At 71.2% G+C, this 12752-nt stretch carries 10 protein-coding genes; 6 read left to right on the top strand and 4 right to left on the bottom strand.

Translation table 11 applies throughout. The features are described 5' to 3' along the window. Positions 1–120: 120 nt before the first annotated feature. The 4 genes from ACTMTU_RS14795 to ACTMTU_RS14810 all read left to right on the top strand — a co-directional run bounded on the left by ACTMTU_RS14795 (position 121) and on the right by ACTMTU_RS14810 (position 3987). A complete protein-coding gene (locus tag ACTMTU_RS14795) occupies positions 121–1224 on the top strand; it encodes a sugar kinase (protein ID WP_441263941.1) in 1104 nt (367 codons plus the stop codon). Continuing rightward, on the top strand, positions 1221–1985 hold the full coding sequence (locus ACTMTU_RS14800) for an IclR family transcriptional regulator (RefSeq protein WP_005312701.1): 765 nt from the start codon (positions 1221–1223) through the stop codon (positions 1983–1985). The genes ACTMTU_RS14795 and ACTMTU_RS14800 overlap by 4 nt, the downstream gene beginning before the upstream one ends. Continuing rightward, positions 1982–2386 carry a RidA family protein gene (locus tag ACTMTU_RS14805; RefSeq protein WP_441263942.1) on the top strand — a complete coding sequence of 135 codons (405 nt, stop codon included), beginning with the start codon at positions 1982–1984 and terminating at the stop codon, positions 2384–2386. Before ACTMTU_RS14800 ends, ACTMTU_RS14805 begins: the two co-directional genes overlap by 4 nt. A 128-nt stretch (positions 2387–2514) precedes the next feature. Continuing rightward, positions 2515–3987 (top strand): GntP family permease, encoded by a 1473-nt coding sequence (locus ACTMTU_RS14810; protein WP_441263943.1) that lies wholly within the window; start codon positions 2515–2517, stop codon positions 3985–3987. An 84-nt stretch (positions 3988–4071) separates the two neighbouring features. On the opposite strand, the gene ACTMTU_RS14815 is transcribed toward ACTMTU_RS14810, so the two are convergent. Further along, positions 4072–5967, bottom strand: coding sequence for a serine/threonine protein kinase (locus tag ACTMTU_RS14815; RefSeq protein WP_441263944.1), 1896 nt, complete (start codon positions 5965–5967; stop codon positions 4072–4074). Between the two features lie 186 nt (positions 5968–6153). Here ACTMTU_RS14815 and ACTMTU_RS14820 point away from each other — a divergent pair, with 186 nt between their 5' ends. Continuing rightward, on the top strand, positions 6154–6894 hold the full coding sequence (locus ACTMTU_RS14820) for a hypothetical protein (RefSeq protein ID WP_441263945.1): 741 nt from the start codon (positions 6154–6156) through the stop codon (positions 6892–6894). Positions 6895–6915: 21 nt separating this feature from the next. Here the strand turns inward: ACTMTU_RS14820 and ACTMTU_RS14825 are convergent, their stop codons facing one another. Then, positions 6916–7698: an SCO2400 family protein gene (locus ACTMTU_RS14825; protein ID WP_441263946.1), complete on the bottom strand. Its 783-nt coding sequence runs from the start codon at positions 7696–7698 to the stop codon at positions 6916–6918. Positions 7699–7940: 242 nt separating this feature from the next. After that, entirely contained in the window at positions 7941–9278 is a 1338-nt protein-coding gene (locus tag ACTMTU_RS14830) for a M14 family metallopeptidase (RefSeq protein ID WP_441263947.1), read from the bottom strand. A gap of 215 nt (positions 9279–9493) precedes the next feature. On the opposite strand from ACTMTU_RS14830, the gene ACTMTU_RS14835 reads away from it, so the two are divergent. Continuing rightward, positions 9494–10801 carry an Nramp family divalent metal transporter gene (locus ACTMTU_RS14835; RefSeq protein ID WP_441263948.1) on the top strand — a complete coding sequence of 436 codons (1308 nt, stop codon included), beginning with the start codon at positions 9494–9496 and terminating at the stop codon, positions 10799–10801. 86 nt (positions 10802–10887) lie between these two features. Here the strand turns inward: ACTMTU_RS14835 and ACTMTU_RS14840 are convergent, their stop codons facing one another. Next, positions 10888–12633 (bottom strand): chitinase, encoded by a 1746-nt coding sequence (locus ACTMTU_RS14840; protein WP_441263949.1) that lies wholly within the window; start codon positions 12631–12633, stop codon positions 10888–10890. Positions 12634–12752: the final 119 nt, after the last annotated feature.

The following is a 12752-nucleotide window of genomic DNA, read 5'->3' on the forward strand; positions in this document are numbered from 1 at the left end:
CTCCATCGCGTTGCAGTATGTGCAACGCCCATTGCGTATTTCGCTTGAGGCTGTCTAACATCCGAGCCGACGCGGGGTCAATGGGCCCGGCGACCGACCCAGCGAGGAGCCCACGCGATCATGACCGCGAGCGTGCACGGACCCGTGGACGTCGTCTGCCTCGGCGAGTCCATGGTCACGTTCCTGCCCACTCAGGCAGGGCGTCTCGCCGATGTGCCGTCCTTCGTCCGCGGCATCGGGGGCGCCGAGTCCAATGTGGCATGCGCGCTCGCCGCGGCGGGACACCGCACGCGCTGGGTCGGCCGGGTCGGCGCCGACGGCTTCGGCGACCACCTCGTGTCGGCGATCGCCGCCTACGGGGTGGACACCTCGGCGGTGGCCCGCGATCGGGAACGCCCGACGGGCGTCTACTTCCGTACGGCGACCGACCGGGCGACGGACGCGCACGAGGTCGTCTACTACCGGGCGGGCTCGGCCGCGTCGGCGATGTCCCCGCACACCGTGCCGTCCGGCGCGGTGCGGTCCGGCCGCGTGCTGCACCTCTCCGGCATCACGGCGGCCCTCTCGCCCGACTGCCTCGCCCTGATGCGCGACCTCGCGGCCCGGCGCGACGGCGGCCCGCTCGTCTCCTTCGACGTGAACCACCGGCCCGGACTGTGGCGCGATCCGTCCGCCGCGGACGTCCTGCTGGAGCTGGCCCGCGGGGCGGACATCGTGTTCGTCGGTGAGGACGAGGCGGAGGAGGCGTGGGGTGTGCGGGGCGCGGACGCGATCCGCGCGGCGCTGCCGCAGCCGTCGGTGGTGGTCGTGAAGCGCGGCGCGGCGGGAGCGGTGTCCTTCACCCGTCGCCCGGAGCGGCTCCCCGCCCTCGGCACCGGCACGGAGCCTGCCGCCGGCATGGAGCCCGGCGTCGGCACAGACCCCGGCACCGACGTCGTCACCACCGTCCCGGCCCCCCGCGTCACCGTCACCGCCCCCGTGGGCGCCGGTGACGCCTTCGCCGCCGGGTTCCTGTCCGCCACGCTCCGCGGGCTCACGGCGCGGCAGCGCCTGCGGCACGGGCACCTGTGGGCCGCGGCCGCACTCACCGTCCCCGGGGACCTGGCGCCGCCGCCCGCCGCCGGTCACGCCGACAGGCTCGTCGCCCTGGACGACGAGGCCTGGGGGAGACTGCACCTCGGCCCCGGGTGGACGGGGGAGGACCAGGAGGTACGTACACCATGAGCCAGACCGTCGACCGTGCGCTGAGCATCCTTCCGCTGCTCGCGGAGGGGCCGGCCGACCTCGGGCAGGTCGCCGACCGCCTCGGCGTGCACAAGTCCACCGCGCTGCGGCTGCTGCGCACCCTCCACGAGCACGGCCTCGTCCACCGTCAGCAGGACCAGCGCTACCGCCTCGGCGCCCGCCTGTTCGCGCTGGCGCAGGAGGCCGTGGAGAACCTCGACGTACGCGAGATCGCCCATCCGCATCTCGTCGCCCTCAACGAGCAGATCGGGCACACCGTCCATCTCGCCGTGTACGAGGAGAGCGAGGTCCTCTACATCGACAAGGTCGAGAGCCGCTACCCGGTGCGGATGTACTCCCGTATCGGCAAGCCCGTCGCGATCACCGTCGCGGCCGTGGCGAAGCTGCTGCTGGCCGATCTGCCGGAGGCCGAGCGGCGCGCACTCGCCGAGAAGCTCGACTTCCCCATGTACACGTCCCGTTCGATCCCGAACGCCGGCGCCTTCCTCAAGGAGCTGGCGACCGTGCGCGAACAGGGCTGGGCCACCGACCTGGGTGGCCACGAGGAGTCCATCAACTGCATCGGGGCCCCCATCCGCGGTGCGGACGGCCGGGTCGTCGCAGCCATGTCGGTGTCCGCACCGAACGTCGTCGTCACGGCCGACGAACTCCTCACCCTCCTCCCGCTGGTGCGCCGCACCGCCGACGCCATCAGCCGGGAGTACTCAGGACAAGCACCCCGACAGGAAGAACGCCCATGACCGAGAAGACCGCCCTCACCCCGAGCACCCACACCGCGCCGCCCGCCAAGTTCTCCCACGGCGTGCGCAAGGGCAACATCCTCCAGGTCGCCGGTCAGGTCGGCTTCCTGCCGGCCGAGGAGGGCAAGGCCCCCACCCCCGCCGGCCCCACCCTGCGTGAGCAGACCCTCCAGACCTTCGCCAACGTCAAGGCGATCCTCGAGGAGGGCGGCGCGAGCTGGGACGACGTGATGATGATCCGCGTCTACCTCACGGACACGGCGCACTTCGCCGAGATGAACGAGATCTACAACGAGTACTTCAAGGATCTGACGGTCGCCCCCGCCGCCCGCACGACCGTCTACGTCGGCCTCCCCGCCGGCCTGCTCATCGAGATCGACGCCCTGGCCGTCCTGGGCTGATCTTCCTGAACCCCCCGCCGCACCACGGCACGGCGCTGCTCCCCGGAGCGCCGTGCCGCGCTCCCCCCTTGCCGAAAACAGGCAGAAAGCGCCTGGATCCGCCTGAAATCCCCTGAACGGACGCTCCCATGTTCCTCGCCGCTGACGCACCCCCGCCACCCACACCGCACACAGGCGGACTGCTCACCCTCATCGACGGCACCGCCGGTCTGCTGACCGTCGCCGCGCTCGGTATCGCGCTGCTGCTCGTCCTGATCATCAAGGTCCGGCTGCAGCCGTTCGTCGCGCTGCTCGCCGTCTCCATATCCGTCGGCCTCGCGGCGGGCCTTTCGGTCACCGAACTCTTCGGCACGGTGCAGAAGTCCGCGGCCGTCTCGGTCATCGAGTCCGGCATGGGCGGCATCCTCGGCCACGTCGCCATCATCATCGGTCTGGGCACGATGCTCGGCGCGATCCTCGAAGTCAGCGGCGGGGCCGAGGTGTTGTCGTCCCGCCTGCTGAATCTCTTCGGCGAGAAGCGGGCACCGCTCGCCATGGGTCTCACCGGCCTGATCTTCGGTATCCCGGTCTTCTTCGACGTCGGCATCTTCGTCCTCGCGCCGATCGTCTACGCGGCCGCCAAGCGCTCCGGCAAGTCGATCATCCTCTACGCCATGCCGCTGCTGGCCGGTCTGTCGATGACCCACGCCTTCCTCCCGCCGCACCCCGGTCCGGTCGCCGCCGCCGGCCTGTTCGACGTCTCCCTCGGCTGGGTCATCCTCATGGGCATCGTGGTCGGCATCCCCGCCGTCATCGCCGCCTGGGGCTACGCCGCATGGATCGGCAAGCGGCTGTTCGTCGAGGTCCCGCAGGACATGCTGGAGGCCGCGGAGGACGCCAAGGCCGCCGTCGCCGCCGAGCAGGCGGCGACGGGCCGGCAGCCGCAGGAGGCGCCGGTCGCGCTCGGGACCGTCCTCGCCATCATCGGTACGCCGCTGGTGCTGATCCTCGCCGCGACGTTCTCCTCCATCGCGCTCGAGGAGTCCACGCTCCGCTCGGTCGTCGAGTTCTTCGGCAACCCGTTCGTCGCCCTGACGATCGCGCTGGTCATGGCGTACTGGCTGCTCGGCATCCGGCGCGGCTGGTCGCGCAAGTCGCTCGAGTCGGTGTCCACACAGTCCCTCAAGCCGGTCGGCAACATCCTGCTCGTCGTCGGCGCGGGCGGTGTGTTCGGCGCGGTCCTGAAGGCGAGCGGTGTCGCGCAGGCCCTTTCCGACACCTTCAACGACGTCGGCCTGCCGATCATCGTGCTCGCCTACCTGATCTCCCTGGTGCTGCGTGTGGCGCAGGGCTCGGCGACGGTCGCGATCGTCACCACGGCCGGCATAGTGCTGCCCCTCGTCGAGAACGGCGGCCACTCGCAGGCGTTCCTCGCGCTCGTCATCATGGCGATCTCGGCGGGCTCGATCTTCGCCTCGCACGTCAACGACGGCGGATTCTGGATCGTCGCCAAGTACTTCGGCATCTCGGAACGGGACACGCTCAAGTCGTGGACGGTCCTCGAGTCGGTGCTGTCGGTGGCGGGCTTCGCTGTCGCCGCGGCGCTGAGTCTGGTCGTCTAGCCGGCAACGGAAAGGCGGGGCCGGAGCCGGCGGACGTGCGGACAGACGCGCGTCCGGCCGTCCGGCCCCGCCTGTGTGCCGGGGTCAGGCGCTTGTCACGCAGATCGTGCTCCTGCCGTCGTCGACGTCCCACGACCAGTAGATGTTCCGGTCGTAGGCGCCCTCGCGGCAGTTGGACGTCTTCTTGTAGTAGCCGGTGATCTGGAGCACCTCGTTGTACCCCTTGGGCACCTTGTCGGCGCTGCAGTTCCAGATGCCCATCACCTCGGCGTCCGTGATGTTGTCGCCGGACCGCTCGGCCACGAAGCACTGGCCTTTGCGGAATTGACGGCTCACGCAGAGCACCCGGCTCTTCAGGTCGGCCTGCAGGAAGCGCGCCCACAGGTGCCGGCCCGGCCCTCTGGGGCAGTCGCTCACCGAGTCGGTGACCGAGTCGACGCGCACGTACGCGTCCCCGGCGTCGCAATCGACCCGGACCGGCAGCGGGGTGCTCCATCCACCGCCGTTGTTGTACGCGCTGAGGCAGTCGCCGCCGCGCACCGCGGCGAAGACGCGGTCCTCCGCGCTCGCGGTACGGGTGGGCGTGGGCGGTGGTGTGTAGCGGTACGAGGGGGAGCCCGACGTCCCCGAGCCGCTCCCTGAGTTGTCGAACATGGCGGGCGCGATGTAGTTGAAGAAGAAGACGACCCCGATGATGCCGAGGACCACCCGGCCGAAGAAGGAAACGAGGCCGGTGCCCTTGGAGGCACCGGGGGCGTTCCCAGCGGGCGGGTTCCCGGCAGGCGCCGGGACCGTGCGCCCGCTCGTGGCCCGGGCGGGAGCCGCCGCACCGCGGGTCTGCCGCCCGCGGGCCTCCGCCGCTGCCCGGGCGCCCGCCTCCCGTGTCCGGGCGGCCCGTGCCTCCCGGTCCGCCCGCGCCCTTTCCGCACGCTGCAGCCGTGCCTCGCGGGTCTGCGTGTAGACGCGGGTCGCGTCCGGAGGGGGCACGGCACGGGTGCGCTGGTCGACGGTCGGGGCGTCGGGCGGTGCGGGCGAGAGGGCTGCCGTGTCCTCACCGCCGCGGCGCAGTTCATCGCCCTGCTGCTCGTAGGCCCTGATGATCGAGGTCCACCGCGGCGGCAGCCAGCGGGCTCCGCTCGTCGACGTCGGCCGGCGCTCCAGCTCCGCCAGGAACAGCTCCAGCACGTCCTGCGGGCTCGGCCGCTCGGCCGGGTCCGCCGCGAGGCAGGGCAGGATCAGCGGCTTCAGCTCCTTGCCGAGCCCGGTCGCGTCGAGTTCGCCCCGCTGCACCCTCACCAGCAGCCGCAGGGTGTCCTCGCCCTCCGGGTAGGGCGGGCGGCCGACCGTGAGATGGAAGAGGGTGGCGCCCAGCGAGTACACGTCGGAGGCTGTGGTCGACGGTTCGCCGCGCGCCTGCTCGGGCGAGGTGAAGGCGATGGTGCCGAGCGTCAGGGTGGTGCGGGTGATGTCGTTGGCGTGGGAGATGCCGAAGTCGATCAGGCGCGGGCCGTCCAACGGCAGCAGGATGTTCTGCGGTTTGACGTCCCGATGGACGATCTCCTCCCGGTGCAGGGCGACGAGCGCGTGCGCGGTGCCGGCCGCGACCCATCGGACGGCGGAGGCGGGCAGCGTACCGGCTCGTGACACCAGTTCGGCGAGCGAGGGCGCGGCGATGTACTCGATCGCCATCCAGGGCCGCTCGGCCGCCGGGTCGGCGTCGATGACCTTGGCCGTGTGGTCGCTGTCGATGCGCTGGGCGAGCCGCACCTCCCGCTCGAACCGGCGCCGGTCGACATCGCTGACGGTGCCCTCGGCGAGGAGCGTCTTGACGGCGACGAGCTTCTGAGCGGGGCCCCGTGCCAGATAGACACGGCCCATACCGCCGGACGCGAGCCGGTGCAGCAGCCGGTAGCGGCCCAGCCGCTGCGGATCGTCACCGCTCAGCGGCAGAAGCCGCACCCCGTCGTCGATCCCCGTCATGGCACCGCTCCCCCCGTCGCGACAGCAGAAGTGTGCGTCACCGCATCCGACAGTTCAACCAACCTGCCCTGGACGAGGGCCTGTTCGGCCGGCCGGCCCTCCTTGTCCTCCTGTGCGGAGGCTCTCGGACAGGTGCCTCGAGGACGGGCTTCGCCGTCGCCGCGCCGCCGGGACTAGAGTCGGCGCGTGCTGACATACGAACAGGTGCGTGACTGGGTCCGCGGCAGGTACGGCCCACGGCATGCCGAGCGGCGGATCACTGACATCGGGTACGCCTATTCGGTCAGCACCCAGCCGGACGCGTACCTGGACGGGGACACGTCCGCGATGACGTACGGCAACGGGCCCGACCTCGTCGTGAAGCGGACCGGCGCCGTCTGGCAGTTCGGGTCCGGCCCCGAGCTGATGCCGCTGTACGACGTCCGTTCCGAGGACGAGCTGCGCCGGGCGATGGCGGCCCTGCTCCCCGGATGGGACCCGGACCGGCCGCACGCGACGGTCCCGCTGACGCAGGCCCGGCCGGGGTTCCCGCCGGTGGCGCCCGCGTATCCCGCGGGCCCGCCGGCCCCGGCCGCGTACCCGGCTGCTCCGCCCGCCTACCCCGGGAGTCCGCCGGCCCCGCCCGCCTACCCGGCGGCGCCCCAGGGGCCCGAGTTCGTCGCCGCCGACGCGGACAACGCGGTTCTCGTCGACGCGGTGGGTGTCTCTTTCGACCAGCGGGACGTCGTCACCGACTTCGCCTGGCAGGACGTCCACGCCGTCCACCACACCGTCCGCGGTCTGTGCCTGCTGGTCGGAGTGACGCACCGGAACGGTGTGTTCCATGAGTGCCGGGTCGGCGCCGGCCGTCAGAAGAAGCTCCGGGAGTGGTCGCAGCAGCTCGCCCTGACGCTCGGTCACTACCGAGGCGGCAGCCCCGGCATGTGACGCCCGGCGGAGGGCTCCGGGTCAGCCGAGGCAGAGGACGAGCAGGCACACCTGGGTCGGGGAGGTCGTCGCCGTGTCGGCCGGCCGGGTCTGCGGCTCGTCGGCCCCGGAGCCCGATGTGGCGGGCGCGGTGGGGGTCGGCCGTACGGTGGGCGCCGTGGTCGCCGGCTCGGTGACCGGCGAGGCGGGGGCCTTGGTCGGACGGGCCTGCGGGGCCTCGGGGGCGGCGGACACGGTGTGCGCCGGCACGGCCCGGTCGGGCGCCGCGGTGGGGGCCGACGAAGCCGGCGCGGTCCGCGGGGCGGAGGCGGCGGTCTCGGACGGCCGTGGCTCGGGAGACCTCGTGGCGCGTTCTCCCGGTTCTGCGGGGGCCGCGACGGGCCGGCTCTTCCGGGCCTCGTCGGGGACCACCGGGTCCGGTGCGGCGGCCGCGCTCGCGCCGCCCTTCCCGGAGTCGGTGGGCAGCGCGGCGATCGTCAGCGCGCCGCCGACGATCGCGAGCGCCGTGCCCGCGGCGGCCCGCCGCTTGTTCTTCTTCCAGCGGGCCAGTTGCCGCCGCCGGGCGGCACGGCCCTGTCCGGTGGACGTGCCGGCGGCCGTCGCGCTGTCTCCGCCGGTGACCGGGGCGGCCTCCGGCCGGGCGGGGAACTCCTCCGCCCCGTACGGCTCCCAGGTCGTGGCGGCCGTTGCCGCCGTGGCCCCCGCGGGGTGCGCGGGCGGGGCTATGTCGGGGGCGTACGCGCCGCAGCCGGGGCACACCAGGGCGCCGTTGAGGTGCCGACGGCATGAGGAGCAGTAGTCCATGTGCTTCTTCCTGTGCTGACTACGCCGCCAAGGACATCGGCGACCTGTTCACGTGAGCGTGCTTGGGCCGGTCGGCGAGCAACGCTAACGGCGGCTCCAGGAGGCGGTGCGCAGCACCTGTGACGCTTTTGGAAAGATTGCCTTTCGCGGGTCCGGGGGGATTGCGCTCCCCGGACGGACTCGTGCCCGGACGTGCCGGTGCCGCGCGGGAGGCGTCCCGCGCGGCACCGGTCCTCGAACGGTCAGGCGCAGTACTGCTGCTCCTTGCCGATGGAGCGGTACATGCAGTCCGAGTTCTCCAGCAGTTGGAGCACCGCGTCGCGGTTGCGGCTCGTCTCGCGCTCGATCACCTCGTCGGGCGGGTAGAAGCCGCCGCCGCCGAAGCCGGCCGGGTACATCTCGAAGGTGTACCCGAAGATCTTCTGACTGCCCCACAGCCAGTCGTCGATCGAACCGTCGGTGATGTAGAGGTCGCTCGACTGCTCCGCGGTGTAGCCGTTGCTCGCGGCCATCTTCCGTCCGACCGCGGCGAAGGCGTCCCGGTCGTCCTGGGTCATGCCGGGGGCGGTGTCGGCGTTGGTCCAGCCGAACGGCCAGAGCACCAGCTCGCTGTACGTGTGGAAGTCGATGCCCGTCGCGATCTGCTGCTTGCCGCCGACCACGCGGCTGCGGACGAAGTCGGCGACGACCTTCACCTCGGGGGCGGACTCGGCGGCCCTGCCGCGGTAGGTCTCCGAGCTGGTCGAGCCCGAGGATCCGCCGCAGCAGCCCCACTTGTAGTTCCAGTTGCGGTTCATGTCCGTGCCGACGTACGAGGAGCCGGAGTTGGGCTGCCGGTTCTTGCGCCAGCTGCGGTAGGAACCGGTGGCGATGTCGTACTCGCCGCCGTCCGGGTTGAGGTCCGGGACGATCCAGATCTCGCGGCCGTTCACGGCGCCCGTGATCCGGGAGTCGCTGCCGTAGTCCTCGCCGAACTCGCGCAGCAGGTAGAGCGCCATTTCGACGGTGAGGTGCTCGCGGGCGTGCTGGTGGTGGGTGAAGAGGACCTCCGGCTCGTTCTCGTCCGTGGCCACGTTGTCGCTGATCTTGATGGCGACGATGTCCCGGCCCTGGTAGCTCTTGCCGATGACTCGCTTGCTCATGATGTCCGGGTGCTGTGCCACGCGCTGGTTGATCGCGGCCGTCATCTCCGCGTAGTTGTGGTAGCGGGAGTCGGCCGACGGGAAGTCGAACGGCTTCACGTCCGCCGCCGTGCGGTGCCGCGGCGGCGCGGGCAGTGCATCGAGGGTGTGTCCGAGGGCGCGCAGCCGCCGTGCCTCCGCGGCGGTGGCGCTGACCACGACCGTGTGGTCGTCGGCCTCGTCGATCGACACACCGGTGCGGGCGATGGCGGTGCGGTCGGCGACGGTGTCGGGACCGTGGATCCGGTACTGCCTGATCTGCTCGTCCTCGGCGGCGGCGGGTGCCGGCCGGTCCGGTGACGGTGCGGCGCCGGCGCTGATGGGCGCGGCCACCGCGAGCGCGAGGGCGGCCGCGAGGGTGGCGGCCTTCCTCCGGTTCGCACGTATGCGAAGTCGCATGCTGTCTCCTGGGTGGGGAGTTGTGGGGGGTGCTCAGGTGCGACGTGCGGGTCTGTGCCGGTGTTCGAGCACATCGTGTCGGCGTGACATGCTCGGGTCAAGGAGACCTTCGGCCGTTCCTCGCAACCGCCGGATCGGCACTGCCCCTTGCGCGATCACCCGCGCGGCGCTTTGGTGACAGCGATCACCTGGGACGAGTGGAAGGCGGCTGTGCCATGGCAGGCACCACCGAGCAGGACGCGGACGGGACCCTGTCCGTACCGCGCAAGTCGAGCTGGAAGTACATCGGGCCCGGGATCGTCGTCGCGGCGACCGGCGTCGGGGCCGGAGACCTGGTCGCGACGCTCATCGCGGGCAGCAAGTTCGGATACACACTGATGTGGGCCGCCGTCATCGGCTGCGTCGTCAAGATCTCGCTGGCCGAGGCGTGCGGACGCTGGCACCTGGCGACCGGGCGCACCCTCTTCGAGGGCTGGCGGTCCCTCGGGAAGTGGACCACCGTCTACTTCGCCATCTACGTGGTCGTCTGGGGGTTCGTCTACGGGGCCACCGCGATGTCCTCCAGCGCGCTGCCCATCGTCGCCCTGTTCCCGGACGGCCCGGGCCTCAAGGCGTGGGCGGTCCTCACGGGCCTGATCGGCCTGGTCTTCGTCTGGTTCAACCGGTACGCCGTCTTCGAGAAGGTCATGACGGTGCTCATCGGCATCATGTTCGTGGTCGTGGTGTACGTCGCGATCCGCGTCACGCCGGACATCGGCGCCGCGTTCGCGGGCCTGGCCCCGGTGCTGCCCGACGGGTCGCTGCTCTACACCCTCGGTCTGATCGGCGGTGTCGGCGGCACGATCACCATGGCCGCGTACGGCTACTGGGTCAACGCCAAGGGCTGGACCAACACCGGCTGGATGAAGGTCATGCGCCTGGACAACCGGGTCGCCTACATCACCACCGGCGTCTTCGTCGTCGCGATGCTCATCGTCGGCGCCGAACTGCTGCACGCCTCGCACCTCGCCCTCACCAAGGGCGACAGGGGGCTGATCGACCTCGGGGCGATCCTGGAGGACAAGTACGGCGCGGTGACGGCCAAGCTGTTCCTGGTCGGCTTCTTCGCCACCTCGTTCTCGTCCCTGATCGGCGTGTGGCACGGCGTCAGCCTGATGTTCGCCGACTTCGTCGAGCGGCTCCAGCTGGACCGCAAGGGCGTTCCCGTCGACAAGGGCACGGTCGAGGAGGTGGCGGCCGGCCGTAAGGAGCGCTCGCTGCCGTTCAGGGCGTATCTGCTCTGGTTGACGTTCCCGCCGATCACGCTGCTCTTCCTGGACCAGCCGTTCGGCCTCGTCGTCGCCTACGGCGTGCTGGGCGCGTTCTTCATGCCGTTCCTGGCGCTCACCCTGATCTGGCTGCTCAACTCCTCACGCACTCCCGCCGAGTGGCGCAACGGCATTCTCAGCAACGTGATGCTGGCCGCGGCGGGCCTGCTGTTCGTCGTGCTGTGCGTCCAGCAGGTGCGGGAACTGCCCTGGTGACGTACGCGTCCGCACGGAGGCGGTGAGCACCGACCGGGCCGTACCGCCGGGGGAGCGGCGGTACGGCCCGGTACGGGGACCAAGGGTTACGGCAGGTTGTGGACGTGCGGTCCGACCGCGTTGGACCAGGCGTTGCCCGCCGTCGCGTCCCAGTTGGTGGACCAGGTCATCGCGCCCCGCAGAGCGGGGTAGGTCTTCGCGGGCTTGAACGAACCGCAGTTCGTGCCGCGGGTGAGGCAGTCGAGCGCGTTCTTCACGATCGACGGGTCGACGTAGCCGCTTCCCGCGCCGCGGGTGGAGGCCGGGACGCCGAGGCCGACCTGGGAGGCGTCGAGGCCGCCCTCGAGCTGGATGCAGGCCAGTGCGGTCAGGAAGTCGACCGATCCCTGCGAGTACACCTTGCCGTCGCAGCCGAGCATCGAGCCGCTGTTGTAGTACTGCATGTTGACGACGGTGAGGATGTCCTTCACGGCCAGCGCGGTCTTGAAGTACTCCGTGCCGGTGTTCTGCATGTCGATGGTCTGCGGCGCCATCGTCAGCACCAGCGACGAACCCGCCTTCTGCGACAGCTGGCGCAGCGCCTTGGTCAGGTACGTCGAGTTGATGCCGTGCTCCAGGTCGATGTCGACCCCGCTGAAGCCGTACTCCTGCATCAGCGCGTAGGCGCTGTTCGCGAAGGCCGTGGCGGACGCGTCACTGTTGATGGTGACGTTGCCCTTCTCGCCGCCGACCGAGATGATCACGGACTTGCCCGCGGCCTTCTTCGCGGCGATGTCCGCCTTGAAGTCGGCGACGGAGGCGTATCCCACGGCCGGGTCGAGGTTGAAGACGATCTGGCCCGGTGTGGTGGTGGAGTCGGCGAACGACACCGCGATGATGTCGTACTGCGCCTGCACGTCGCGCAGCTTCTGCACGGTGGCGCCGTTGTTGAAGTTCTGCCAGTAGCCCGTCAGCGCGTGCTTCGGCACCGCGGGGTTGCCCGGGTTGCCGCCCGTCGGGCCGGTCCTGCCGGTGACCGCGGCCGACTTGGCCGATTCGCCCGCCGAGTTCGTGGCCGTGACCTGGAACTGGTACGAGGTGTCCGCGGAGAGGCCGGTCACCGTCGCCGACGTACCGGAGACGGACTGGACCCTGGCGCCGTCGCGGTAGACGTTGTAGCCGGTCGCGCCGGAGACCGCGCCCCAGCTGAGGGCCACGGAGGAAGACGTCACCGCGCCGACCGTGGGCGCCGCGGGCGCCGACGGGACCACCGGGTCCGGGTCGGTGCCGCCACCGCCGTCGGGGCCGAAGACGCTCACGTCGTCGGCGTAGTAGGCGGCCTGGCCGTACCAGCCGTGGGTGTAGACGGTCACCGACGTGGTGTTGGCGCCCGTGGTGAAGGACGTGGTGAGCTTCGTCCAGTTGCTGCCGCCCGGGGTCCAGGTGGACACGTCCGTCGTCCCGGTGCCGCTCGCCCCCAGGTACACGTAGCTGCCCTGCACCCACGCGCTCAGCGAGTACGTCGAGTTCGGCCGGACCGCGACGCTCTGCGAGCACTTGGCGTTGTCCTGGCCGGCGGGCGTCGCCTTCAGCGCGGAGGCACCGCTGTGCACCGGGGAGGAGACGGCGGCGCCGCTGCCGCCGGAGCAGGACCAGTTGGTGAGGCCCGACTCGAAGCCGGCGTTCTTCGCGACGTTGACGTCGGCGGCCTGCGCGGTCCCGGCGGTGCCCATGAGCGTCAGCCCGGTGCCGACCGCGAGCGCCAGGCCGGCGCCCAGGGCCCTCCTGCCGGATCGCGCCGGGCGGTTCCAGGACGGACCCGGCCATCTCCGTGAGCGTGTGGTGCGGTCCACTTGCGGCCTCCGGTGGGGGAGTTGGGGGGTGGGGATGGGGCTTGCGGACGGTGGCCACCGTTGGGCGTAAAAACTGGTCCAGACCAATCAGGTTGTCAAGACCTCTGGCAGTGATTGGT

Origin of the sequence: Streptomyces sp. OZ13 (assembly GCF_052068155.1) — a bacterium.
Lineage (GTDB): Bacteria > Actinomycetota > Actinomycetes > Streptomycetales > Streptomycetaceae > Streptomyces.

Excerpts from the sequence above, each read along its gene's own strand:
- ACTMTU_RS14835 (WP_441263948.1), top strand. The coding sequence starts at position 9,494 with ATGGCAGGCACCACCGAGCAGGACGCGGACGGGACCCTGTCCGTACCG.
- ACTMTU_RS14800 (WP_005312701.1), top strand. The coding sequence starts at position 1,221 with ATGAGCCAGACCGTCGACCGTGCGCTGAGCATCCTTCCGCTGCTCGCG.
- ACTMTU_RS14795 (WP_441263941.1), top strand. The coding sequence starts at position 121 with ATGACCGCGAGCGTGCACGGACCCGTGGACGTCGTCTGCCTCGGCGAG.
- ACTMTU_RS14830 (WP_441263947.1), bottom strand. The coding sequence starts at position 9,278 with ATGCGACTTCGCATACGTGCGAACCGGAGGAAGGCCGCCACCCTCGCG.
- ACTMTU_RS14825 (WP_441263946.1), bottom strand. The coding sequence starts at position 7,698 with ATGGACTACTGCTCCTCATGCCGTCGGCACCTCAACGGCGCCCTGGTG.
- ACTMTU_RS14810 (WP_441263943.1), top strand. The coding sequence starts at position 2,515 with ATGTTCCTCGCCGCTGACGCACCCCCGCCACCCACACCGCACACAGGC.
- ACTMTU_RS14815 (WP_441263944.1), bottom strand. The coding sequence starts at position 5,967 with ATGACGGGGATCGACGACGGGGTGCGGCTTCTGCCGCTGAGCGGTGAC.
- ACTMTU_RS14805 (WP_441263942.1), top strand. The coding sequence starts at position 1,982 with ATGACCGAGAAGACCGCCCTCACCCCGAGCACCCACACCGCGCCGCCC.